Genomic DNA, 23,602 nt, shown 5'->3' on the forward strand with positions numbered 1-23,602 from the left:
GAGAAAACCGATGCCCCGCGCCCCCACGTAGGCCCGGTTAGCGTAGCGCCACCGGGCTTTTTACATCAGGCCAGCGCCTTAGCAATCTTCTCGTACAGATCGCCAGACAGATTTTCCAGCCCTTTCAGCTGCTCAAGCGCGGCGCGCATCTTCGCCTGACGCTTCTCATCGTAGCGTTTCAGACGGATCAGCGGCTCTATCAGACGCGACGCCACCTGCGGGTTACGGCTGTTCAGCTCGGTCAGCATTTCCATCATAAACTGGTATCCGCTGCCGTCTTCGGCGTGGAACGCGGCCGGGTTACTGCTGGCAAATGCGCCAATCAGCGAGCGAACGCGGTTCGGGTTGCTCATGGTGAACGAACGGTGCTTCAGCAGGCTGCGAACCTTACTAAGCGCATCGGCCGCCGGGCTGGTCGCCTGCAGAATAAACCACTTGTCCATCACCAGGCCATCCTGGTGCCACTTGTCGTCATACTCCTGCATCAGCGCATCGCGGCACGGCAGTTCAGCGGCAACGCTTGCTGCCAGGGCCGCGAGCGCATCAGTCATGTTATCCGCTTCGTGATACTGCTTGCTCACCAGCGCGTTCGCCAGTTCGGCCTCACCAAACGCAAGATAGCGCAGGCAGGTATTGCGCAGGGTACGCTTGCCGATATCCGCATGCTCCACGCGATACGCGTCAAGCTTGTTAGCGTTGTAGAGAGCCAGGAATTCATCCGCCAGTTCGCTCGCCAGCGTGCGGGTCAGCGCTTCGCGCACTGCCACGATGGCAATCGGGTCGATAATGTCGAACAGCTCCGCAATTTCAGTCGCGGACGGCAGCGTCAGAATTTCAGCCGCCAGCGCCGGGTCAATCTTCTCGTCCAGCAGGATGGCGCGGAACGCGTCTGCCACATGCACCGGCAGCGTCAGCGGCTGGCCCTGCTGGTAACGGTTCACGTTAAGCTTGATGTAGGTTGCCAGCAGGCTCTGCGCCGCGTCCCAGCGGGAGAAATCGTTGCGGGCGTGACGCATCAGGAACGTCAGCTGCTGGTCGCTCCACTTGTACTCCAGCTTCACCGGCGCGGAGAACTCGCACAGCAGCGCAGGCACCGGCTGGAAGTAGACGTTATCGAAGATAAAGGTCTGCTCTGCCTGGGTCACGTTCAGCACGTGGTGCACCGGGTGGCCGCCCTTCTGTAGCGGGATGACGTTGCCTTCGTTGTCGTACAGCTCAATGCTGAACGGAATGTGCAGCGGATATTTTTCTTCCTGCTCGGCGGTTGGCGGCGTGCGCTGGCTGATGGTCAGAGTGTACTGCTCGGTTTCCGGGTTGTAGTCGTCCTTAACGGTGACAATCGGGGTCCCGGCCTGGCTGTACCAGCGGCGGAAGTGAGAAAGATCAACGTTGGACGCGTCTTCCATCGCCTGCACGAAGTCGTCGCAGGTAGCCGCGCTGCCGTCGTGACGTTCGAAGTAAAGCTGCATCCCTTTCTGGAAATTCTCTTCACCCAGCAGGGTGTGGATCATGCGGATAATTTCAGCGCCCTTCTCGTACACCGTCAGGGTGTAAAAGTTATTCATCTCAATGACTTTATCCGGACGGATCGGGTGCGCCATTGGGCTGGCATCTTCCGCAAACTGCAGGCCGCGCATGGTGCGCACGTTGTTGATGCGGTTGACCGCCCGCGAGCCCAGATCGGAGCTGAACTCCTGATCGCGGAAGACGGTCAGCCCCTCTTTCAGGCTCAGCTGGAACCAGTCGCGACAGGTGACGCGGTTACCGGTCCAGTTATGGAAATACTCGTGGCCGATAACGCGTTCGATATCGAGGTAATCTTTATCGGTGGCGGTATCGGTACGCGCCAGCACGTACTTGGAGTTAAAGATGTTAAGGCCTTTATTCTCCATCGCGCCCATGTTGAAGAAGTCAACGGCGACGATCATATAGATATCGAGATCGTATTCGAGGCCGAAACGCTCTTCATCCCACTTCATGGAGTTAATGAGTGAAGTCATCGCCCACGGCGCGCGGTCAAGGTTGCCGCGGTCAACGAACAGCTCCAGCGCCACTTCGCGGCCAGAGCGGGTTTTGAAGGTATCGCGCAGCACGTCGAAATCACCCGCCACCAGCGCAAACAGGTAGCACGGTTTCGGGAACGGATCCTGCCACTGAACCCAGTGACGGCCATTTTCCAGTTCGCCCTCACCCACGCGGTTACCGTTGGAGAGCAGGAACGGATAGAGGGTTTTATCGGCAATGATTTTGGTGGTAAAGCGCGCCAGCACGTCCGGGCGGTCCAGGTACCAGGTAATGTGGCGGAAGCCTTCGGCTTCACACTGGGTACATAGCGCCACGCCTGACTGGTAGAGCCCTTCCAGCGCCGTGTTGGCGGCAGGGCTGATTTCATTCACGATGCGCAGCGTAAAGCGTTCCGGCAGGTTGTCGATGACCAGCTGGTTGCCTTCTTCTTTATAATCTGACCAGGCTTCATCGTTAATGTGCAGGGAGACCAGCGTCAGGTCTTCGCCATCCAGACGCAGCGGTACGGCAGTCGCGCTGTGGCGCGTCACCTGGCTTACCGCCGTCACAACGGTTTTTGTGGCATCCAGGTCAAAAGTCAGGTCGATATCGCTAATCAGGTATTCCGGCGCACGGTAGTCGTGGCGGTATTTGGCTTGTGGCTGTTGTGTCATAGAAAACCTTATGCATCGTTTGTCGAGTAACGTTTCAATATATTCCTGTTGCGTAAAACGCGCTATGCAGAATGTTCATCTTTTCAGGCTTAAACACCTTTTTCGCTACATTTGTATAACACGGGGCACGAAATGCTCTCGACCATAAAGTGTGCTTATGTTGTGATCGGGGTTCAATAAATCACTAAACAAGGTATACTCCGGAGTTGTTTATTGTACTAAACGCTCCCGTGAGAGGATGCTACAGCGCACCTATGACTCAATTCGCTTCTCCGGTTCTGCATACGTTGCTGGATACCGACGCGTATAAACTGCATATGCAGCAAGCCGTTTTCCACCATTACTATGACGTTCACGTCGCGGCGGAATTCCGCTGCCGTGGTGACGACTTGCTCGGTATCTACGCAGACTCCATTCGTGAACAGGTCGATGCGATGCAGCATCTGGCGCTCACCGATGACGAATATCAGTGGCTTTCTGGCCTGCCTTTCTTTAAAGCGGACTATCTGAACTGGCTGCGCGACTTCCGCTATAAGCCTGAACAGGTCACCGTGACCAACGAGAACGGCAAGCTGGATATTCGTCTTGAAGGTCCGTGGCGGGAAGTGATCATGTGGGAAGTGCCGCTTCTGGCCGTCATCAGTGAGCTGGCTCACCGCTACCGTTCGCCTGAAACGGGCGTCGAACAGGCGGTCGCCTCGCTGGAGAACAAACTTGAGGCATTCTCAACGCTGACCGAAGGGCTGGATATGTCCCGCTTCCGCCTGATGGATTTCGGTACCCGTCGCCGCTTCTCTCGCGAGGTTCAGCAGGCTATCGTTGAACGTCTGCAGCAGGAGCCGTGGTTCGTGGGTACCAGCAACTACGATTTGGCGCGTCGCCTCAACCTGACGCCAATGGGCACTCAGGCGCACGAGTGGTTCCAGGCGCATCAGCAAATTAGCCCGGACCTGGCTAACAGCCAGCGTGCGGCGCTGGCTGCGTGGCTTGAAGAGTACCCGAATCAACTCGGGATCGCCCTGACCGACTGTATTACGATGGATGCCTTCCTGCGCGACTTTGGTCCCGAGTTCGCTGAGCGTTACCAGGGGTTACGCCACGACTCAGGGGATCCGGTTGAATGGGGCGAAAAGGCGATTGCTCATTACCAAAAACTCGGCATTGACCCGATGAGCAAGGTGCTGGTCTTCTCCGATAATCTCGACCTGGCGAAAGCCGTCGAACTGTATCGTCATTTCAATGCCAGAATTAACCTGGGCTTCGGGATCGGTACCCGGTTGACCTGCGACATTCCTCAGGTAAAACCTCTGAATATCGTGATAAAGCTGGTGGAATGTAACGGCAAGCCGGTGGCTAAGCTCTCCGACAGCCCGGGTAAAACCATCTGCCATGACAAAGCGTTTGTTCGCGCATTGCGCAAAGCGTTCGATCTCCCCCAGATCAAAAAAGCCAGTTAAGCGCTTACGGGAGCCTTCAGGGCTCCCTTCCCTTATTTATTTCTCAATTCTTCTCTTTTGACTGCGAAATTTACTTGTCTGATAGCGGTTGGCAGGTAACATAGATATCCCCCCGTCTTGGGGTGGACAAGTGTTTATTTTTTCCGACTATTAACAGAGAGAATATTATGAGCGTTGTGCCTGTAGCCGACGTACTCCAGGGCCGTGTCGCCGTTGACCAGGAGGTCACCGTGCGCGGATGGGTGCGTACTCGCCGAGATTCTAAAGCTGGCATCTCCTTCCTTGCCGTCTATGACGGTTCCTGCTTTGATCCTGTACAGGCCGTCATTAATAATTCTCTGCCCAATTACAATGATGACGTTCTGCGCCTGACGACGGGTTGTTCCGTTATCGTCACCGGTGTGGTTGTGGCATCCCCGGGCCAGGGCCAGAGTTTCGAGATCCAGGCTTCTGCCATTGAAGTGACCGGCTGGGTTGAAGATCCGGACACCTACCCGATGGCGGCAAAACGTCACAGCATTGAATATCTGCGTGAAGTCGCACACCTGCGTCCGCGTACCAACCTGATTGGTGCGGTGGCTCGCGTGCGCCATACGCTGGCCCAGGCGCTGCATCGCTTCTTCGATGAGCAGGGTTATTTCTGGGTGTCTACCCCGCTGATCACCGCGTCCGATACGGAAGGCGCAGGCGAAATGTTCCGCGTCTCGACGCTGGACATGGAAAACCTGCCGCGCACGCCGGAAGGTAAAGTCGACTACGACAAAGACTTCTTTGGCAAAGAAGCCTTCCTGACGGTATCCGGCCAGCTCAACGGCGAAACCTACGCCTGTGCGCTGTCTAAGATCTATACCTTCGGCCCAACCTTCCGCGCCGAAAACTCCAACACCAGCCGCCACCTGGCGGAGTTCTGGATGCTGGAGCCGGAAGTGGCGTTTGCCGATCTGAATGACGTAGCAGGTCTCGCAGAAGCGATGCTGAAGTACGTCTTCAAAGCGGTGCTGGAAGAGCGTCCTGACGACATGAAGTTTTTCGCCGAACGCGTAGACAGCGATGCTGTGGCACGTCTGGAGCGTTTCGTCTCTGCCGACTTTGCGCAGGTGGACTACACCGATGCGGTGGCGATCCTAGAGAAATGCGGTGAGAAGTTTGAGAACCCGGTTTACTGGGGCGTCGATCTGGCGTCTGAGCACGAACGCTATCTCGCCGAGAAACATTTCAAAGCGCCGGTTGTCGTTAAAAACTACCCGAAAGACATTAAGGCCTTCTATATGCGCCTTAACGAAGACGGGAAAACCGTGGCAGCGATGGACGTACTGGCGCCGGGCATCGGTGAGATCATTGGTGGTTCTCAGCGTGAAGAGCGTCTGGACGTGCTTGACGCACGCATGGCAGAGATGGGGCTCAACCCTGCGGACTACAGCTGGTATCGCGACCTGCGCCGTTATGGCACCGTTCCGCACGCTGGGTTCGGTCTGGGCTTCGAGCGTCTGATCGCCTACGTTACTGGCGTTCAGAACGTGCGTGACGTAATTCCGTTCCCGCGTACACCACGCAACGCCAGCTTCTAAGCAACGCAACAGACAATGGCCAGCATTTGCTGGCCATTATTTTATTCTGCCCTGTCAGTTTTTGTCAGCGTAAAGTCAGCGTTTTTAAACCACTACCCCGTCACAACCGCTACCTGTTACGTTTTGTTTCCGCGAAATATCCAGCCACAAAAAATTAACCTCATTCTTATTGCGATTATTACATTCTGAAGCAATAGCACAAATTTCAACCAATTTTTCAGCCATCCAGAAGTCTTTTTTGGGTCATAAGAAAAAACGAGTCGTTTAACATTCGTTTATAGGAATTGCCTTTATCCAAATTAAACATAAGGAATTCATATATATAGGAAACAAACCGATGCTTAATTCGCCGGGGGGTTCTGAAATTTGAGATGGTTCACAAAGTTCCCAAAAATACACATTTAGTTACACATATTTTCTTTCTGTAACTCAATCTTGAGAATTGTAGCACTTTCAGGCTAGCGAAACGCTTCGGTGAATGGAAAGATGCCTGTCAGATACATAAAGACACCAAACTCTCATCAATAGTTCCGGAAATATTTATTGACAGAATTTATTGACGGCAGTGGCGAGTGTCATAAAAAAACCAATGAGGGTAATAAATAATGATGAAGCGCAATATTCTGGCAGTGGTAATCCCTGCCCTGCTGGTAGCCGGTGCAGCTAACGCTGCAGAAATCTATAACAAGAACGGCAACAAACTGGACTTCTACGGTAAAGTTAACGCCGAGCACGATTTCGTGACCTCCGGCGATGACACTAACAATAACGACGCTACCTACGCGCAGATCGGTTTCAAAGGCGAAACTCAGATCAACGACCAGCTGACCGGTTACGGCCAGTGGGAATACCGCTTCATGGCTAACCAGGCTGAGAACACCGCTCAGTCTAACAAAAACCGTCTGGCCTTTGCTGGTCTGAAAGCGGGCGACGCTGGCAGCATCGACTACGGTCGTAACTACGGTATCGTATACGACGTTGAGTCATACACCGATATGGCGCCGTCCTTCTCCGGTATGACCTGGGGCGGTAACTACGTTGATAACTTTATGACCAGCCGCAGCACCGGCCTGCTGACCTACCGTAACAGCGATTTCTTCGGTCTGGTTGACGGTCTGAGCCTGGGCGTACAGTACCAGGGTAAAAACGACCGTGCTGACGTTAAAACCTCTAACGGTGACGGCGTAGGTTACTCCCTGGGTTACGACTTCGGCGAAGGCTTCGGTGCAATCGCATCTTACAGCAACGCTAACCGTACTCTGAACCAGAAAGCTGATGGCCAGGGTGATAAAGCTGAAGCATGGGGCGTGGGTCTGAAATACGACGCTAACAACCTCTACCTGGCAACTACCTATGCAGAAACCCGTAACACCACCCGTACCGGTTCTAGCGGTGATGCAGGTTTCGCTAACAAAACTCAGAACTTCGAAGTGGTTGCTCAGTACCAGTTCGACTTCGGCCTGCGTCCAGCAATCTCCTACGTGCAGACCAAAGGTAAAGACCTGGCTGCCGTCGGCGGCTTCAGCGGTGGCGATGCAGACCTGGCTAAATTCATCCAGGTTGGTACCACTTACTACTTCAACAAAAACTTCAACGTGTGGGCTGACTACTACATCAACCTGCTGGATAAAGACACCGACTACGCGAAAGCTGTTGGCGGTCTGAACGGCAACGACGATATGGCTGCTGTGGGTGTAACCTACCAGTTCTAATCAGAACACCACTTTGTTATATGCATAATGAACAGGGCTTCGGCCCTGTTTTTTTATGCCTGACAGAAAATAATGGCGACTTTTGAAAAGCCGCACGCTTTTCGTCGCAAACGGTTGGCATTTTGTAAATCTACCGTTAACCTGATAGCGGATTTCACTTCTGTAATCACAATGGAACTTCGTCATGTTTGAGAACATTACCGCCGCTCCTGCCGACCCTATTCTGGGCCTGGCCGATCTGTTTCGTGCCGACGACCGCCCTGGCAAAATCAACCTGGGTATTGGTGTATATAAAGATGAAACCGGCAAAACTCCGGTACTGACCAGCGTTAAGAAAGCTGAGCAGTATCTGCTGGAAAATGAAACCACCAAAAACTACCTCGGTATTGATGGTATCCCTGAATTTGGTCGCTGCACCCAGGAGCTGCTGTTCGGTAAAGGCAGCGCAATTGTGAGTGACAAACGTGCGCGCACGGCGCAGACCCCTGGCGGTACCGGCGCGCTGCGCGTGGCGGCGGATTTCCTTGCGAAAAACACCTCTGTGAAGCGCGTATGGGTGAGCAACCCAAGCTGGCCGAACCATAAGAGTGTCTTTAACTCTGCGGGCCTGGAAGTGCGTGAATATGCTTACTACGACGCGGCCAATCACTCTCTGGACTTTGACGGCCTGCTCTCAAGCCTGAGCGAAGCGCAGGCGGGTGACGTGGTGCTGTTCCACGGCTGCTGCCACAACCCAACCGGTATCGATCCAACGCTTGAGCAGTGGGAACACCTGGCGAAGCTGTCCGTAGAAAAAGGCTGGCTGCCGCTGTTTGACTTTGCTTACCAGGGCTTCGCCCGCGGTCTGGAAGAAGATGCCGAAGGCCTGCGCGCGTTCGCAGCCATGCATCAGGAGCTGATCGTTGCAAGCTCCTACTCCAAGAACTTTGGTCTGTACAATGAGCGTGTAGGTGCCTGTACGCTGGTTGCGGCTAACGATGAGACCGCCGATCGCGCTTTCAGCCAGATGAAGTCCGTTATCCGCGCAAACTACTCTAACCCGCCGGCACACGGTGCGTCTGTTGTTGCGACCATTCTGAGCAACGATGCGCTGCGCGCGATTTGGGAACAAGAGCTGAACGATATGCGTCAGCGTATCCAGCGCATGCGCCTGCTGTTTGTGAACACCCTGGCGGAGAAAGGCGCTGACCGCGACTTCAGCTTCATCATCAAACAGAACGGTATGTTCTCGTTCAGCGGCCTGACCAAAGAGCAGGTTCTGCGTCTGCGTGAAGAGTTTGGCGTATACGCCGTAGCCTCTGGCCGCGTAAACGTTGCAGGCATGACCCCTGACAACATGGCGCCACTGTGCGAAGCGATTGTCGCCGTCCTGTAATTTGCGCCCACAAAAAAGCCTGCGTTAAGCAGGCTTTTTTTATGCTGGTTACCAGACAGGCATTTCATCCTGAAGGAACGGGTTATGGAGCCGTTCATAGCCCAGCGTCGACATCGGACCGTGACCAGGGATAAACGTTACGTCATCACCCAGCGGCAATAACTTCTGTTTGATCGACTGAATCAGCTGCCCGTGATCGCCGCGCGGAAAATCGCTGCGTCCTACGCCACCTTTGAAAATCACATCGCCGGAAATCAGCAGACGGGACTGGTCGTCAAAGAAGACGATATGGCCTGGCGTATGCCCAGGACAATGCAACACCTGTAAAGTCACATTCCCTACGTTAACGCGCTCTCCTTCGTTCAGCCAGCGATCGGGCGTCAATGGCAGACACTCATCAAGGCCAAACATGCGGCTTTGGGCGGGTAACCCCTGCAGCCAGAACTCATCTTCTTTTTCCGGGCCAATAATCGGCACACCGTAGTGTTTAGCCAGTTCAGCCGCTGCGCCTACGTGGTCGAGGTGACCATGCGTCAGTAAAATCTGCATCAGCGTCACGCCGCTGTCGGCAACGTCCTGCTTGATTTTCTCAGCGTCACCGCCGGGATCGACAAGCGCGGCCAGTTTGGTTTGCTCGCACCAGATTAATGAACAGTTCTGGGAGAACGCGGTAACCGGAATAATACGATAGTTCATACTGCTCCTGTGTTTCGTTATTACCAGTGCCGAACCGGCCCGGTATCAATATGCACAAAGTTGCTACGTGGGTAATATCCTACACCACCAGCGCGCATAGATAACGCGGCTTTGCGAATATTGGCTAACGAAACGCCTTCAATGTGGAAATCCATTGCCTGTCCCTTCGTGTGGTAGCTTTTTTTCGCTACCCCACGGCTATGGGCGCGCAGTTCATTGTTGGTATCAATTGAGCGATAACCAGAAATAAGCTGCACCGGCTTGCTGGTGCCCAGCAGGCCCTGAAGGCGGAAAAGCTGATCAAACAGTCCTGGGTCGATGGCTTTTACTTTATTCGCGCGGAAATCACGGAAAAAATGGTTGAGTCTTGCTAATTCATCCTGAATATAGCCTCTGCCATCGAAAAACTCCGCTTTTAGCGACTCACCGGTGTGAAGATTGCTGAGCGTTAAAACGCGCGGACGAGGTGTCGAGAGGGTGGCAAATGCTGGCGTCGGTAAGATGGCCGCTGCGCCAAGCGCAACACCACCTAACGCCAGCAGCTTGCGGCGATTAGCGTCAAATTTGTCCATGATAATCAGGTCTACAGGTCAAGGAAATCGTAATATGCTTAGCGCACGAAGGGCACCTTAACTGGCAAAACAGGGTACGTCAAGGCGCCCAACCCCAGTGAATACGCGGCTTACAGCGATATTGGCCCCGATTCACCATAACTTACGACAATCATTTTTCCCGAACTACTTCATTTACCTGATTAATTGTTCCGCTTTTGGCAAAATTTGTGCGCCGGATCGCGCGGTGAGATCATAATTGTAAATATCTGTACGGTACTGAGTGCGACCGTCTTCACCCACAAACGCTGTCAGATAATAAAGATTAACCGGAATGTTGTGGCGAATATTCACGTAGCGCGTATCACCCTGCTTCAGGGCGTCAGAAATACGCGTATCGTTCCAGCCCGCATCCTGCAGCAGCATGTTGGCCAACTCCGAGGCTTTGTTCACGCGCACGCAGCCTGAACTCAGTGCCCGGGTATCTTTCTGGAACAGATTGTGGTTCGGCGTATCGTGCAGATAGATAGCATCTGAACTTGGCATGTTGAATTTGTAGCGCCCCAGCGAGTTATGCGCTCCGGGAGCCTGCTGGAAGCGGAACGGCAGGTTGGAGGCCGTGATCGTCGACCAGTCAACCATGTAAGGATCGATCGCCTCTTTACTGTTCCAGCCACGCATGACCGTATAGCCGTGACGTTCCAGATAACCCGGATCGTTCCAGACCTTAGGCAGAATGTCCTTACGCGCCAGCGTCGGCGGCACGTTCCACGGCGGGTTAACTACCACATTATTTAACGCACTGCTCATCATCGGCGTTTTGCGATCCGGACGCCCGACAATCACGCGCGAGGCCAGCTTCTCGCTACCATCCTGATAATAAACCAGTGAATAGGCCGGGATATTGACCATAATGCCGGTAGACAGCGTGCCCGGCAGCAAACGCAAACGCTGAATATTAAGCGCCAGCACCCCGGCCCGCTGCGCAGGCGATACGTTAAGCCAGTCACGCGTTGAGGGTCCAATGACGCCATCGGCTCCCAGCCCCTGAGCGGCCTGGAACTGTTTAACCGCGGCAACCAGCTCGCGATCGTAAGCCTCGGGCTTATTGCTCAGGGTAGTGGCCTTGTTCTCTTTTACGGGCGCTGACGGGCTGACCACCGCGCTTTGCGGATCGTCGCCCGGCAGGGCAATGTTCGGCCCGCCATCAAGAATACCGGAGCGTTTAAGGATCTCGCGCAGGGCTGGCACATCGCTGCTCCACTGACCCGGACGCAGCGTTGCGGTCCCCCGCATTTGCGGCCATGGACGCGAGTCCCCCACCAGCGCGAGGAGCGACTGGTGCATCGTGGCATACTGTGGATGCGCCGGCGCGAGGCTGGCAATGAAGCGAGGCAGGTCGCCGTTATCCAGCGCTAATTGCCACTGGTTAATCACCGACAGGGCTGGCGTCGCCAGCTTATAGGGCCTATCGCTGTACAGCCAGCGGTTGCCATTGACCGGAATACCCGCCACAAACTGCAGGTAGCCCATCATGGCATCGGAAAGGACCACGTCCCGCGCCTGACCAGTGACGGCAGGATCGGTTAACAGCTCAACCCACTTCGTAAACTGCGGCTGGAATCCCGCAATCGCCACTTCCGCCAGCTGTTGCTGGAAGGCGCGCACGGCTTCACGATTTTCCCACATGGGTTTCATATCGCGGGCAGCATAAAGCAGCGTGAGCTGATTGATATAGGCAGGCGTGTAGCCTGCAGGCAGGCCTGTCTGGAGCTGCTGGCTGAGCGATTCAACGTCGATGCCTTCCGGCAGCGGCTTAATCCCGGACATGATGGCCGTTGCCGTAGACTGTTCCAGCGGCTGAGACAATGACGTCGGCTGCGCGCCTGTCGTTGCGGTGCTGTCAGTCGGCACAATTTCAGGCTCGTCGGCCTGGGCGGTTAACAGTGGAGCAAACATCACTGCCAGACATAAACTCAGCGCTGACAGCTGACGACCACATTCTTTCTTTAGCAACATCCCTTGCCCCCTGTTTTCACGACATGCCCATCACGGTGGGACTTTCTTTTATTATAGGTAGACGACAACTCTGTTGCCTTACCTTATGTAAAGAAGTTTAAAGATAACGCAGCCCTGAACACAAGTTAAGAGAATAAAAAAAGCGGCGCTACTGCGCCGCTCTTTGTAACAAAACGCCTCAGGAAGCGTCTGCCGTGGTTTCCGGCAATGATTCCGGCGGCTGCGGCGCAAAGCCACGCAGCCCGACAACGTGCACGTGTTCGCTGTTCTGGAACACTTTACGCACCAGCTTATAGGTGGTGCCTTTTTCAGGGCTGATGTTTTCCGGTGCCGCAATGATGAGCTGCATATCGAGACGTTCGCAAAGCTCAAACAGCGTGGCAATCGAGCGGGCATCAAGACGCGCCGCTTCATCGAGGAACAGCAGTCGGCATGGGGAGATGTCTTTACCGCGCAGGCGGCGCGCTTCATCTTCCCAGCTCTGCACCACCATCACCAGAATCGACATCCCGGTACCAATCGCTTCACCGGTCGACAGCGCTCCGGATTCCGCACGCAGCCAGCCGTCTGAACCACGGTTTACCTCAACTTCCATTTCCAGGTAGTTACGATAGTCCAGCAGCTCTTCACCGATGGTTTGCGGCGTACGCTGACCCATATCAATCTGCGGATTCAGGCGCTGATACAGCTTCGCCAACGCTTCGGAGAAGGTCAGACGGTTGCTGTTGAACAGATCCTGATGCTGCTCGTGCTGCTCAGAGAGCACTTCCAGCAGCGTCGCGTGGGCTTCACGCACGTTGACGTTAAGACGCACGCTGTTGACCTGACCAAACGAGACGCTCTGCAGCCCCTGGTTCAGCTGGCGGATACGGTTCTGCTCGCGCTGAATGGTTTTGCGAATGATATTCGCCACGCTGCGGGAGCTGATCGCCAGCTTCTGCTCGCGGGAGGTCAGCTCTTCCGTCAGACGGCCCAGCTCGATTTCCATCTGTTCGATGGCTTCGACCGGATCGTCAGTACGGATAATGTCCTGACGAATACGCTCGCGCAGGTGCTGATAAACTGCAACGAAGAACTGAATTTTACGTTCAGGACGTTTCGGATCCTCTGACATGCGCAGCACATCGCGCAGGTGTTCGTTATCCGCCACCGCCAGACGCAGCGCACCCAGCGCCTTATCCGACATCGAACGCAGCTCATCGGCAGAAAGGTATGCCAGCTCGCGACGGTGCAGGCGACGTTCAACGTTGTTGTCTTTCACCATCCGCATCACGGCGCACCAGCCCGCTTTCGCCGTCACGACCTGCTCGCGCATTTCATGATAGTCGCGCTCCAGCTTGCGCAGGCGGCGGGTCAGGTTATCCATTTCCGCTTCGCAGAAGGTAAGCGCTTTTTCCAGCTGATTACGACGCGCGCGGTTATTGCTGAGCTGGCTATGCAGCTCATCACGACGAATGCGCGCGCGCTCTTCCGCTCCGCTGTCGGCACGAACGCCAATGTCCTGCAGTTCTTTCTGCAGGTCGTTTAACAGCTCTTTCTTGGTGTCGAAGGAGCTTTTCAGCGAGGCCAGCACCTGGTTGTACTGGTTCAGCTGAGCGGAGTGGCTGCGCATCGCTTCGCGAGCGCGGGTACGTTCCGCTTCCGCCTGCTCAAGGCGCTGGCGCAGTTTTTCATTCAGGTCGCTGTTACCGCTCAGCATTTCAGCCGAATCGGAGTAGCCGAAGTGCGCACGACGCTGCACCACTTCCGTCAGGGCAAACGCCTGCTGACGCGCTTCACGCTGCACCTGCTGCGACCAGGCATAATCTTCTTTTAACTGCTCGAACTGTTCCGGGTCGCTCTGCAGTACAGACACGACGGGCTCCAGCTTCGCCAGCTGGTTGCCGTGCTGCTGCACGAAGCGCGCGGCTTCCTGGGCTTCATCCAGACGTTCCTGGATCTCATCCACGCGGTCGGCCAGCGTGTCATCTGCCAGCAGGTTCAGGCGCGGCAGAATGCGGTTAAGGGCAGCGACGCCCTCTTTCGCCTGTTCGAACTGGGCGCGGCTCTGCTGGTTGTCACTTTCATGACTGGCAATCGCGCGCTCCAGCTCGCCACGGCGGGTGTTGAGCTTGCGGATTTCCGCTTCCGGGTCGGCTTCAAACGCCACGCCCAGATGGCTGCCGATAAAGCGGCTGAACGCCTGGTGCAGACGCTGGGTTTTCTGTACGTCAAACGACAAAGTAGCAAAGCGTTCAGACAGCGTTTCACGCTCGGCGTGGAGGCTCTCGATGCGGCTTTCGCGCGCGGCGCGGCCAAACAGCGGCAGCTCCGGGAAGCGGGAGTAACGCCACTGGCGATCGGCGATTTTCACCACCACCGCTTTTTCCAGCTCGTCAACGCTGAAGACGCTGTCATCGAACGACTGCGGATCCCCTTCGATCAGATAGAGATCTTCCGGGCAATCTTCCAGCCCTGCGAGCTGCTCAGAAATCAGCGACAGATCCGGCACCACAATTGCGTTGCGGGATGGACCGTACAGCGCGGAGAAGTACGGCGCATCGTCCAGGCCAACGTCATCGTAAATCTCAGACAGCAGTACGCCGCCAAAACGCTCGGCTAAGGTGTTCAGACGCGGATCTTCTGACCCGCCCGGCTGGCTTAAGCGCTCGATTTCTTCATCGACGTCACGCTTGCGGGCACCCACTTCGTCACGTTCAACAATGGCTTCTCGCTCGCGCTCCAGCAGCTGTTGCAGGTATTCAGTCACTTCCTGGCTGGACTCGAACTGCTCGCCGCACTGTTCGCTGAGCTGGTTCAGGCTGCTTTGCGCTGCCAGCCAGACCGGCGCACGTTGCAGGAGCGCCTTCGAACGGGACTGAAGCTGCTCCAGCTCCTGACGCAGCGTCATACGCTGTTCGCTGGCATTTGATACGGTATCGGACAGGGCCGCAATACGCGCTTCCAGCTCCTGATGCAGGGCCTCAAGCTCGTCGAAATCGTAATGTTTACCCTGACGCTTGCAGAACTCGGCCAGCAGACGTTCGGCTTCCTGCTGCTCGCGCAGACGCTGTTCCAGCTCGTTCAGACGCATACGCAGCGGCTGCACCTGCTCGGCCAGATGGCGCTGGTTGACGCCGTCGCGCAGCAATTCACGGGCAACGTCCCAGGCTTCGCTACGCGCCAGCGGGCCGTTAATGGCAACTACCAGCTGATAAGCCTGTTCAAACTGGCTGTGCGCCGTTTGCGCGACGCTCATTTTCTGTTCAAGCGAGAGCAGTTTCTCGGTGGCTTCCTGCTCTTTGGCCTGGAAGGTGTCCAGCCACTCGTCGGCACTTTCCGGCGTCAGGTCTGGCAGATGGCACAGCTCTTTCGCACGCTGTAGCGCCTGTAGCGCCTGGTTGTACTGAATCGCACGCGTCTGCTGCACATCCAGCGCCTGCTGGTAATCCGCAAGCTGGCTTTTCAGCTCGTCCACTTCCAGCTCGGCGGCTTCGGCGCGGGCTTCGTTCTCTTCCTGCATCTCGGCGGCTTCGGCCACCACTTCATTCTGCTCTTCGAGACGAATTTGCAGCTCATCGAGGTCCGCTTCGTAGCGTTCGATCTTTTCCTGCTGACGCAGCGCGGTCTGCACCAGGTTCAGGTGATCGCTGGCGGCCTGGTAGTCGGCTTCCAGGTCGCCCTCGGCACCGTTGTGCTCACCCAGCTCGCGCGCCATTTCGACGTGCTTGTACTGCTCGGCCACCAGCTGTTTACGGGAGGTAAACAGCTCGCGGCGATATTCTAATGCCTGATCGAGATGGACGCGGCGCTCGTTGGCGTGGCGCATATAGTCCGCCGCCACGTAGTTGGTCGCTTCGCTGATCAGATGTTTAAACAGGTCGCGGTCAGACTGGGTAACGCGAATCGCTTCCAGCGTCATGCGGTTTTCACGCAGTGCCGCCTCCATGTCCTGGAAGGCCTTACGCACGCCGCTGTTTTCCGGCAGCAGGTAGTCACGCAGGGAACGGGTAATGGCGCTGGAGATACCGCCGTACAGGGACGCTTCGATCAGACGGTAGTATTTACTACGGTCTGAAGCGGTGCGCAGACGGCGCGCCACCACGCCCAGATCGAACATCAGGGAGTGATAGTCAGTAATCGAGTTGAACTGCTTAAACTGCACCCCTTCGATAGCTTCAAGCTTGTCCTTCAGCTCCTGCAGCGTCAGGACGCGCGCCTGGCGTTCATTCAGCGTTTCCGTCAGCAGCGCGGTCGGCTGTACGGAGGTTGGCAGCCCCTGAATGGCGAACGGTTTGATATCCACTTTACGGTCGCGGCCGGCAACCTGTTGCAGACGTACGCCCACCACCACGCGCTGGTGACGGGAGTTGATGACGTCCAGCACGGAATAACAGACGCCCGCTTTCAGCTTACCGTGCAGGCCTTTATCGCGGGAGCCGCTTGTCGCGCCCGCTTCGGTGGTGTTACGGAAGTGAAGCAGCGTCAGGTCGGGGATCAGCGCCGTTACAAACGCCGCCATGGTGGTGGATTTACCCGCCCCGTTACCACCGGAGAGCGTCGTGACCAGCTCATCCAGATCGAAGGTTCGGGCAAAGAAGCCGTTCCAGTTAATCAGCGTCAGTGAGCGAAATTTACCGCGTTCAATCATTACTCTTCCTCCCCGCTATCCGGCAGATTCTCTTCATGCTCATCATTGAGCTGCAAATGGTTTTCCACCGGCATCGCTTCACCGTCGCGGATCATGCGAAGCTGCGCTTCACGCGCATCATCGCCCGCACGCACGTCGGCGCCGAAGCGGAAGACCGATTCCGTGATGCGGAATTTGCTGCTGTCGTGGCCCATAAACCAGACCATCCCCAGACGGCGCAGACGGTTCAGGGAAGAGCGAACCTTTTCCTGTAATTTTTGACGGTCAAGATCCGACCCCGTCGAACGGTTATTCACCAGCTTAAGCAGCTTGCTCTCATCCGCCAGCGTCAGCAGTTCATCGTACAGCTCCTGCTGGGTGAAGATGCCTTCATTTGCCAGGCGTTCCGGGCTGAGGTAGAGATAACAAAGAATTTTGCCAACCATCATGTCCAGCTCGGAGAGCACGGAGCGCGGGATCAGGGTCGTGGAACGCGGGCGCAGATAGAAAAAGCCTTCCGGCGCGCGGATAAGCTCCACGTTATAGCGGGCGTAAAACTCTTCCAGGTACTCCTGGAAGTCCATCAAAAAGGCGTGATTATCCAGCTCGTCCAGGCCAATGTGACGACCGGCACGCAGCTGGCTGTCCAGCGCCGGAAATAACGGATTCGCCAGCGCCTGTGCCAGCTTAACTGGCATCACTTGTTCAATATTTGTCAATGACATGCGCCTGTACCTTGGCTCCGTAATCGTTAATTGGCTGCCACTTCGGCGGCAGTCCGGTGAAGTCTGCTTGCGCGATACCCAGGCGCACCGCCTGGTCTACCACAATGCGGGCAACGTCGAAGTGGCGCGCACGCGGATATTGCGCCAGATAGTCGCGCACCACGAGCCCAAGATCCAGCGGCGCTTGTCTGGTTTTGTAGACGGCGAGCTGTTCTTCGATCATCGCCGCAAGTTGCTCACGAATTTCGTTGAATTCTTCGTACTCCAGATCCGGCGGCAGTTCACCGGTGACCTCTTCATCGCGCAGCGCCATCTCTTCGTCGCGCATATCCAACAGACGATCGGCATTGGCATAGGTCAGCGCCCACGGTGCATCAAAGTAGGTCTGTACCGACTGACGAAGACGCTGAGCAAAGACGCGGTTTTTATCCATATCAATCGCGGTACGGATAAATTTATGCACGTGGCGGTCATAGCCGATCCACAGATCGATCGACTGCTGGCCCCAGCTGATAATGCGGTCAAGTTTGCTCTGCAGATCAAACACCAGACGGTCGATAAAATGCAGATCGTCGTGCGCCATGGTCGCATCCTGGATGCGCAGCAGGTTGGCCTGCAGCTTGTCCCCTGCGGCCTCCAGCGTATCCTGCAGCTCACGCAGCGTACCGGAGGTTTCTGACAACAAAAGTTCACAGCTGGAAATGGCCGCACGCCAGTCCTTGTTCAGCAGCTGCGCGATATCGTCTTTCACCTGCTGCTGCTGCTCGTCCATCAGACGCTGAGTAAGATCGATACTGTCGAAAATCTCGGCCACCGAGTATTTCAGCGGCGCGTAAACGTTGCGGTGCCAGTGGAATTCGTCACCGTTTTCATCGGCCGCGTCGGCGGCACGTTTAAGCTCACCCGCCACGATCGAGAGCTGCATGGAGAGACGCAGCGTGGAAAATTCGCGCTGGCGAATGTAGTAATCGGTGATGCCGATGCCCAGCGGGGTCAGGCGATAGATGGCGTTTCCTTCCGCCTGCTCGCTGGTAAAGCGGTTCAGCAGACGTTGACGCACCATATCGTTGATTGCGTTATTGGCACGCACGCTAATGGTTTCGCTGGTTTGCTCAAACGCATCACTGACGTGGCGGAACGCATCCACCAGTTCACCCTCGCTCATTTCACCATCCAGCCGTTCGCCGTTCAGCGTGGCAACCGCCAGCAGGAAAGAGAGTCTGTCTACCGGCAGCGAGATGGAGAAATCGTTTTTCCTGGCCCAGGCAACCAGTTCGGGGACTGTCTGGGAAAATTCACTCATAGGTTATCCTTGCATCTGCGGCTTGTGCGCGGTGACGTGAATATAGCGGCCAAGGCTGACGAACGGCTCCTGGCGGCAATACCGCGTTTCTAATTCTGTTAAGGTGTCAAAACAGTCACGCTGTTTGTGTTTTTCACGCAGATAATCATGAAACACCCTGACGCCCGTCTTCCCGACGATCTGCCAGCCAATCTCTTCCAGCCAGCCGTAAACCTGCTGCGGATCGCGCGGATAGTCCGGGGAAAGCGTGCGTTTTTTCTTTTTCGGCATCCCGACCTGAACATAGTCGAAGTTCCCTGCCACCATGTTGTGCATCAGGAAGCCGTTAGCATTGTAGAACATCAGCGACAGCGTACCGCCCGGACGTAACATTGACCACAGGGTTTGTAACACGCTTTGCGGATCGGCAACCCACTCCAGCACCGCATGAAACAATATCAGATCAACCTGGGTTTCCAAATGCTGCGCGATGTCCTGAGCGGCGCATTGTATAAAATGCATGTTGTCGCTCACACCTTTCTCTTCTGCCGCACGCGTCGCGCGGGCGACCATTTCAGCAGAAAGATCGCAAAGCGTGACGTGATGACCACGTTCAGCCATTTTTATCGCCGTCTGCCCTTCACCACCACCGGCGTCCAGCACGCGCAACGTTTGACCACCGAACGTCGCCAGAATAGTGTCCAGATCCTGCCAGAGGATCGTCTGACGGAGCTGCCCTTTCGTGGTGCCATAAATGTTGCGCGAAAACTTTTCCGCGATGTCATCAAAATTGCGATCCCGCATTGGGAGAGTTCCACTCGCTAACTGCAAAACTGCTATTTTGTCACACCCGCGCGGAGAATGAACCTCTCTGGTGTAATATCACCGGTAATCATCTGCTGTATGGTCAAAAAAGGAACCAAAAAGGATGCTTTTTACCCTTAAGAAATACGTTGGAGGGATGATGCTTCCCCTTCCGCTGCTGCTTATCATCATCGCGCTGGGGCTGGCGCTGGTGTGGTTTAGTCGCTTTCAGAAGAGTGGCAAAACGCTTATTACGTTCGGCTGGCTGGTCCTGCTGCTGCTGAGCCTGCAGCCAGTGGCGGATGGACTGCTGCGCCCCATCGAAAACAGGTACCCTACGTGGCAGGGAAACCAGAAAGTTGATTACATCGTTGTGCTGGGCGGCGGGTATACCTGGGACCCTGACTGGGCCCCCAGTTCGAACCTGATCAACAACAGCCTGCCACGGCTAAACGAAGGTATTCGCCTGTGGCTGGCGAATCCGGGATCAAAAATGATCTTCACCGGCGCAGCGGCCAAAACCAACCCGGTGAGTACGGCTGAAGCGGGGGCCAGAATCGCGGAATCGCTCGGCGTACCGCGTTCCTCTATCATCACGCTGGACAGCCCAAAGGATACCGAGGAAGAGGCTGCCGCGGTGAAGCAGGCGATTGGCGATGTTCCGTTCTTACTGGTGACCTCCGCCTCGCACCTGCCAAGAGCGATGATTTTCTTCGAGAAGCAAGGTTTGCACCCGCTTCCCGCACCGGCAAACCAGATGGCCATCAGCGCGCCGCTCAACCCATGGGAACGGGTGATCCCCTCTCCGATGTGGTTGATGCATAGCGATCGCGTTGGCTACGAGACGCTCGGACGCCTCTGGCAGTGGCTGAAAGGCTCGTCAGGCGAGCCAGGGCAAGAGTGATTTAGCCGCCAGATCGAAGTTGGCGCGATTGAAACGTCCGGTGTTGACCAGCTGCGCCACTTCATCCCAGAGCAGATAAAGCCAGCGACGCCAGAGAAACTCCTCTGCAACGGGCGCGCGTTGAAGGTAGTGCCACAGTAAACCTTCCGCCGCCCCGCTGTCGCTGAGCCTGAACAGCTCATATTCCCGCGGTGCCCAGAGCATGATCCCCGGCCCTAGCATCGCCAGGAGCTGATCGCTGCGGGAGTCTTTGAGCATACTGCGCAGAGTAAAATTGCCGTGGATCAGCACGCAGTTGTCGTTAAAGCCGTCGAACAGCGCCGGTAAGCACTCGCGGGTGCGAAACAGAATACGTTTGTCCTGCATGGTCAAACCGGTATTGTTGAACTGGTTAAGCGTCCCCCACAGCACTTCCACCCGCTGGCGATACCACAGCGGCCACAGGTTTTCCTGGGTGCTGTCAACCGGACCAACAAGCCCGCGGCTATCCTGTCGGTGCCAGGCCAGCAGCGCCTCAACAATCTGGTCTTTCAGCTGTTCCCAGCGTTCCGGCGTACGCGCGGGCGCTTCTACCGGCACACCGCGTAAACGCTCAATCAGCAGTACGTCCGGGCCGGGATGTTCCTCGTGGGTCATTACGCCGTACACAGTCGGCATACGGACGGTTCCCTCCCGTGCCAGCATCGACATTTTCCAGGCAAGCTGCCTGGCGACGCCCGGCGACGAGAAGCTTCGTGCCATCAGCGGCATCGGGTTGCCCTGGCCGTCATACAACGACCAGAGCGCGGTATCGACCTTTTCACTCACGCATTCGACCCGGCTTAACTTCTCACCCAGCAGATGGCTAAGTTCGGCACGCAGCTGTTCCATATGAGATTACCCCCATTAATACTACTGCTTTTATAATGAGCGCACAGCGTGAAGATGTCACCCGGAAGAGATCAATTAGGGTAAAGAAAGGGGAATTTGCGGGGAGAGGACATCCCTCCGAAAGGAGGGATGCAGGCGGGATTAGCGCAACTCGGCGCGGACGCGCTCAAGATCTTCCGGCGTATCAACGCCCGTTCCCGGTACTTCGCGGGCAACGGCAACGTGGATTTTTTCGCCATACCAGAGCACGCGAAGCTGCTCCAGCATTTCGATATGCTCCAGCGGGCTCGGCGCCCAGGCTACATAGCGACGAATAAAGCCGGCGCGATAGCCGTAGATCCCAATATGACGCAGGAAAGAATCACCGATGGTCTCTTTAGAGAGCGCAAAGCGATCGCGATCCCATGGAATCGTAGCGCGGGAGAAATAGAGCGCATAGCCTTCGGCATCCATCACCACCTTCACCGCATTCGGATTGAATACCTCTTCAGCATGGTGAATAGGCACCGCGAGCGTCGCCATACCGACCTGACGCTGCGCCAGGTTTTCCGCCACCTGACGGATAATAACGGCCGGGATCATCGGCTCGTCGCCCTGCACGTTGACGATGACCGTATCGTCACTGAAACCACATTTCTCAACCACTTCCGCCAGACGCTCGGTGCCGGACTGGTGATCGGCGCGGGTCATGCACACCTCACCGCCTGCGGCCTCAACCGCACGGGCGACATCAGGATGATCGGTTGCAACGATAATGCGGTCGGCACCGGACTCACGCGCCCGCTCAAGGACATGCACAATCATCGGCTTGCTGTTGATATCTACCAGCGGTTTACCCGGCAGACGCGTTGAGGCATAACGTGCAGGAATAATGACAACAAAACTCATGGTTTGCTCTCTTCTGCCACCAGGGAACGGGCTTCATTTTCCAGCAGTACCGGAATGCCGTCACGCAGCGGGAAGGCCAGACTGTCCAGCTTGCAGATCAGCTCCTGTTTGTCCTGGCTGTAGTAAAGTTTGCCGTTGCATACCGGGCAGGCAATAATTTCAAGTAAACGGTGATCCATAGTTCCTCCGTATGGGTAATCGCTAAAGCTTAACACATTCCCTTTTCAGGGCGTGCCTGTTTCCCAGCCACTTCGACAGGATGTGAATAACCCGTCAGGTACCCGGCCAAGCGTTACGTCGCGAGCCTCCTGCCAGCGCGCGAACTCGCTAATGGCGGACGTTAACCCTTTTTCCAGGCTCGCCGTGACCCTGATGCCCTCTTGCAGATAAAGGGCAATGACTTCAAGCGTGCCGGTCTTGCGGTGCATTTTGGCATCCATGCGCCCGACCAGTTGTCCCTTGTGCAGCAGCGGTAAACCAAAGTAGCCGTATTGCCGCTTTGGCGCCGGGGTATAGCATTCCAGCCGGTAGCTGAAGTCAAACAGCTGCTCGGCGCGTTTTCTGTCCCAGACAACCGGGTCGAACGGCGACAATACCGCGCTGTGGGTCGCCCGGAGTTTCCCCTCCAGCGCCTCGGGCAGCAGAGGGACAAGATCCGCATGCAGCCACATTTCTCCCAGCGTTTCCACCATGACGGGAATAACTCGCTGTTCGCGCTGCCACATCTCCAGCAGAGGCTTCAGCGCAGGCTGACGGAGGCGGTAATAGTCTGCCAGCCATTGCGGACGGAAAATGCCCAGGCTGCGGGCGCTGTTCTCCAGCATGATGGCCTCGGCCGCCTCCTGAGTAAGCAGATCCCGCTCGTCGTCCCAGTGAGGCATCACGCGATGCGTCAGATCATAAACGCGCTGAAAATTACGCCGTTCAATGACCATGACTTTGCCTGACGTGAACAACCCTTCAAGATGACGCTTGTGCGGCTTCCACTCCCACCATCCGCCTGCACCTTTGCGCGGATGTTCAAAATCGGCGGATCGAACGGGGCCGTTTTCCTGAATATGGCTGATAAGCTGCTCTATTTCGGCCTCATGTTCCTCCATCCACGCATGCCGGTATTTCCATCCCATCTTTTCCGGAGCAAGCATACGGTGACGTACCAGGGCGAAATCGCTACGGGGCAGGAAGCAGGCTTCGTGGGCCCAGTACTCCATCAGCTCCCCTTTGGAGAGCGCCTCATCCAGCCACTGCGGAGGATAACTCCCCAGGCGGCTAAACAGCACCAGGTAAGGGCTACGGGCGACAATGTTAATGGTGTCGATTTGGAGCAGCGACATGCGCTGGACGGTAGAGAGGATATCGGCAGGCTGCGCGCGGCGACGGGGCTTTTTGAGCAGCCCCTGCGCGGCAAGGTGTAAATGACGTGCGGCTGAAAGCGAGAGTTGCGGTAAAGACATGCGTTTTCCT

The 23,602-nt window shown here is 56.1% G+C and carries 17 protein-coding genes; 5 read left to right on the forward strand and 12 right to left on the reverse strand.

Annotation, left to right across the window (positions count from 1 at the left end):
- Nucleotides 1-65: 65 nt before the first annotated feature.
- Nucleotides 66-2,678 (reverse strand): aminopeptidase N, encoded by a 2,613-nt coding sequence (pepN, locus tag A6013_RS03175; RefSeq protein ID WP_069732537.1) that lies wholly within the window; start codon nucleotides 2,676-2,678, stop codon nucleotides 66-68.
- A 254-nt stretch (nucleotides 2,679-2,932) separates the two neighbouring features.
- Between pepN and pncB the strand changes: the two genes are divergently transcribed.
- The 4 genes from pncB (at nucleotide 2,933) to aspC (ending at nucleotide 8,790) form a co-directional block, all read left to right on the forward strand.
- A complete protein-coding gene (gene pncB / locus A6013_RS03180) occupies nucleotides 2,933-4,135 on the forward strand; it encodes a nicotinate phosphoribosyltransferase (protein WP_045630030.1) in 1,203 nt (400 codons plus the stop codon).
- Nucleotides 4,136-4,302: 167 nt separating this feature from the next.
- Nucleotides 4,303-5,703 carry an asparagine--tRNA ligase gene (asnS, locus tag A6013_RS03185; RefSeq protein ID WP_028012584.1) on the forward strand — a complete coding sequence of 467 codons (1,401 nt, stop codon included), beginning with the start codon at nucleotides 4,303-4,305 and terminating at the stop codon, nucleotides 5,701-5,703.
- A 605-nt stretch (nucleotides 5,704-6,308) separates the two neighbouring features.
- Nucleotides 6,309-7,415, forward strand: coding sequence for a porin (locus tag A6013_RS03190; protein WP_041910616.1), 1,107 nt, complete (start codon nucleotides 6,309-6,311; stop codon nucleotides 7,413-7,415).
- A gap of 184 nt (nucleotides 7,416-7,599) precedes the next feature.
- On the forward strand, nucleotides 7,600-8,790 hold the full coding sequence (aspC, locus tag A6013_RS03195) for an aspartate transaminase (protein WP_069732538.1): 1,191 nt from the start codon (nucleotides 7,600-7,602) through the stop codon (nucleotides 8,788-8,790).
- Between the two features lie 48 nt (nucleotides 8,791-8,838).
- Here aspC and A6013_RS03200 read toward each other — a convergent pair whose 3' ends face one another.
- The 7 genes from A6013_RS03200 to cmoM all read right to left on the reverse strand — a co-directional run bounded on the left by A6013_RS03200 (nucleotide 8,839) and on the right by cmoM (nucleotide 19,476).
- The gene (locus tag A6013_RS03200; RefSeq protein WP_028012581.1) at nucleotides 8,839-9,486 is read right to left on the reverse strand and encodes an MBL fold metallo-hydrolase; all 648 of its coding nucleotides are present in this window, start codon (nucleotides 9,484-9,486) and stop codon (nucleotides 8,839-8,841) included.
- A gap of 20 nt (nucleotides 9,487-9,506) precedes the next feature.
- The gene (locus tag A6013_RS03205; protein ID WP_028012580.1) at nucleotides 9,507-10,058 is read right to left on the reverse strand and encodes a YcbK family protein; all 552 of its coding nucleotides are present in this window, start codon (nucleotides 10,056-10,058) and stop codon (nucleotides 9,507-9,509) included.
- Between the two features lie 174 nt (nucleotides 10,059-10,232).
- Nucleotides 10,233-12,056, reverse strand: a complete 1,824-nt coding sequence (ldtD, locus tag A6013_RS03210; protein ID WP_069732539.1) for a L,D-transpeptidase — start codon at nucleotides 12,054-12,056, stop codon at nucleotides 10,233-10,235.
- A 178-nt stretch (nucleotides 12,057-12,234) separates the two neighbouring features.
- Entirely contained in the window at nucleotides 12,235-16,686 is a 4,452-nt protein-coding gene (gene mukB / locus A6013_RS03215; protein WP_069732540.1) for a chromosome partition protein MukB, read from the reverse strand.
- Nucleotides 16,686-17,390: a chromosome partition protein MukE gene (mukE, locus tag A6013_RS03220; protein WP_008499954.1), complete on the reverse strand. Its 705-nt coding sequence runs from the start codon at nucleotides 17,388-17,390 to the stop codon at nucleotides 16,686-16,688. The genes mukB and mukE overlap by 1 nt, the downstream gene beginning before the upstream one ends.
- Complete coding sequence (mukF, locus tag A6013_RS03225; RefSeq protein ID WP_015570962.1) at nucleotides 17,371-18,693, reverse strand: chromosome partition protein MukF; 1,323 nt, start codon at nucleotides 18,691-18,693, stop codon at nucleotides 17,371-17,373. The genes mukE and mukF overlap by 20 nt, the downstream gene beginning before the upstream one ends.
- A 3-nt stretch (nucleotides 18,694-18,696) precedes the next feature.
- Complete coding sequence (gene cmoM / locus A6013_RS03230; RefSeq protein ID WP_028012576.1) at nucleotides 18,697-19,476, reverse strand: tRNA uridine 5-oxyacetic acid(34) methyltransferase CmoM; 780 nt, start codon at nucleotides 19,474-19,476, stop codon at nucleotides 18,697-18,699.
- A gap of 124 nt (nucleotides 19,477-19,600) precedes the next feature.
- Here cmoM and elyC point away from each other — a divergent pair, with 124 nt between their 5' ends.
- A complete protein-coding gene (gene elyC, locus A6013_RS03235) occupies nucleotides 19,601-20,380 on the forward strand; it encodes an envelope biogenesis factor ElyC (RefSeq protein WP_028012575.1) in 780 nt (259 codons plus the stop codon).
- Here the strand turns inward: elyC and A6013_RS03240 are convergent.
- The 4 genes from A6013_RS03240 to A6013_RS03255 form a co-directional block, all read right to left on the reverse strand.
- Nucleotides 20,357-21,250 carry a YcbJ family phosphotransferase gene (locus A6013_RS03240; RefSeq protein WP_069732541.1) on the reverse strand — a complete coding sequence of 298 codons (894 nt, stop codon included), beginning with the start codon at nucleotides 21,248-21,250 and terminating at the stop codon, nucleotides 20,357-20,359. The genes elyC and A6013_RS03240 overlap by 24 nt on opposite strands.
- Before the next feature lie 141 nt (nucleotides 21,251-21,391).
- Nucleotides 21,392-22,138 (reverse strand): 3-deoxy-manno-octulosonate cytidylyltransferase, encoded by a 747-nt coding sequence (kdsB, locus tag A6013_RS03245; RefSeq protein ID WP_069732542.1) that lies wholly within the window; start codon nucleotides 22,136-22,138, stop codon nucleotides 21,392-21,394.
- Nucleotides 22,135-22,317, reverse strand: coding sequence for a protein YcaR (gene ycaR / locus A6013_RS03250; protein ID WP_006174474.1), 183 nt, complete (start codon nucleotides 22,315-22,317; stop codon nucleotides 22,135-22,137). Before ycaR ends, kdsB begins: the two co-directional genes overlap by 4 nt.
- Nucleotides 22,318-22,362: 45 nt before the next feature.
- Nucleotides 22,363-23,592: a winged helix-turn-helix domain-containing protein gene (locus A6013_RS03255; RefSeq protein ID WP_069732543.1), complete on the reverse strand. Its 1,230-nt coding sequence runs from the start codon at nucleotides 23,590-23,592 to the stop codon at nucleotides 22,363-22,365.
- Nucleotides 23,593-23,602 lie beyond the last annotated feature (10 nt).

The organism is Enterobacter sp. IF2SW-B1 (genome assembly GCF_001743375.1).
GTDB lineage: Bacteria > Pseudomonadota > Gammaproteobacteria > Enterobacterales > Enterobacteriaceae > Enterobacter > Enterobacter bugandensis.

What these genes read in the sequence shown, in the direction of transcription:
- pepN (WP_069732537.1), bottom strand. Translation starts at nt 2,678, where the DNA reads ATGACACAACAGCCACAAGCCAAATACCGCCACGACTACCGTGCGCCG.
- pncB (WP_045630030.1), top strand. Translation starts at nt 2,933, where the DNA reads ATGACTCAATTCGCTTCTCCGGTTCTGCATACGTTGCTGGATACCGAC.
- asnS (WP_028012584.1), top strand. Translation starts at nt 4,303, where the DNA reads ATGAGCGTTGTGCCTGTAGCCGACGTACTCCAGGGCCGTGTCGCCGTT.
- A6013_RS03190 (WP_041910616.1), top strand. Translation starts at nt 6,309, where the DNA reads ATGATGAAGCGCAATATTCTGGCAGTGGTAATCCCTGCCCTGCTGGTA.
- aspC (WP_069732538.1), top strand. Translation starts at nt 7,600, where the DNA reads ATGTTTGAGAACATTACCGCCGCTCCTGCCGACCCTATTCTGGGCCTG.
- A6013_RS03200 (WP_028012581.1), bottom strand. Translation starts at nt 9,486, where the DNA reads ATGAACTATCGTATTATTCCGGTTACCGCGTTCTCCCAGAACTGTTCA.
- A6013_RS03205 (WP_028012580.1), bottom strand. Translation starts at nt 10,058, where the DNA reads ATGGACAAATTTGACGCTAATCGCCGCAAGCTGCTGGCGTTAGGTGGT.
- ldtD (WP_069732539.1), bottom strand. Translation starts at nt 12,056, where the DNA reads ATGTTGCTAAAGAAAGAATGTGGTCGTCAGCTGTCAGCGCTGAGTTTA.
- mukB (WP_069732540.1), bottom strand. Translation starts at nt 16,686, where the DNA reads ATGATTGAACGCGGTAAATTTCGCTCACTGACGCTGATTAACTGGAAC.
- mukE (WP_008499954.1), bottom strand. Translation starts at nt 17,390, where the DNA reads ATGTCATTGACAAATATTGAACAAGTGATGCCAGTTAAGCTGGCACAG.
- mukF (WP_015570962.1), bottom strand. Translation starts at nt 18,693, where the DNA reads ATGAGTGAATTTTCCCAGACAGTCCCCGAACTGGTTGCCTGGGCCAGG.
- cmoM (WP_028012576.1), bottom strand. Translation starts at nt 19,476, where the DNA reads ATGCGGGATCGCAATTTTGATGACATCGCGGAAAAGTTTTCGCGCAAC.
- elyC (WP_028012575.1), top strand. Translation starts at nt 19,601, where the DNA reads ATGCTTTTTACCCTTAAGAAATACGTTGGAGGGATGATGCTTCCCCTT.
- A6013_RS03240 (WP_069732541.1), bottom strand. Translation starts at nt 21,250, where the DNA reads ATGGAACAGCTGCGTGCCGAACTTAGCCATCTGCTGGGTGAGAAGTTA.
- kdsB (WP_069732542.1), bottom strand. Translation starts at nt 22,138, where the DNA reads ATGAGTTTTGTTGTCATTATTCCTGCACGTTATGCCTCAACGCGTCTG.
- ycaR (WP_006174474.1), bottom strand. Translation starts at nt 22,317, where the DNA reads ATGGATCACCGTTTACTTGAAATTATTGCCTGCCCGGTATGCAACGGC.
- A6013_RS03255 (WP_069732543.1), bottom strand. Translation starts at nt 23,592, where the DNA reads ATGTCTTTACCGCAACTCTCGCTTTCAGCCGCACGTCATTTACACCTT.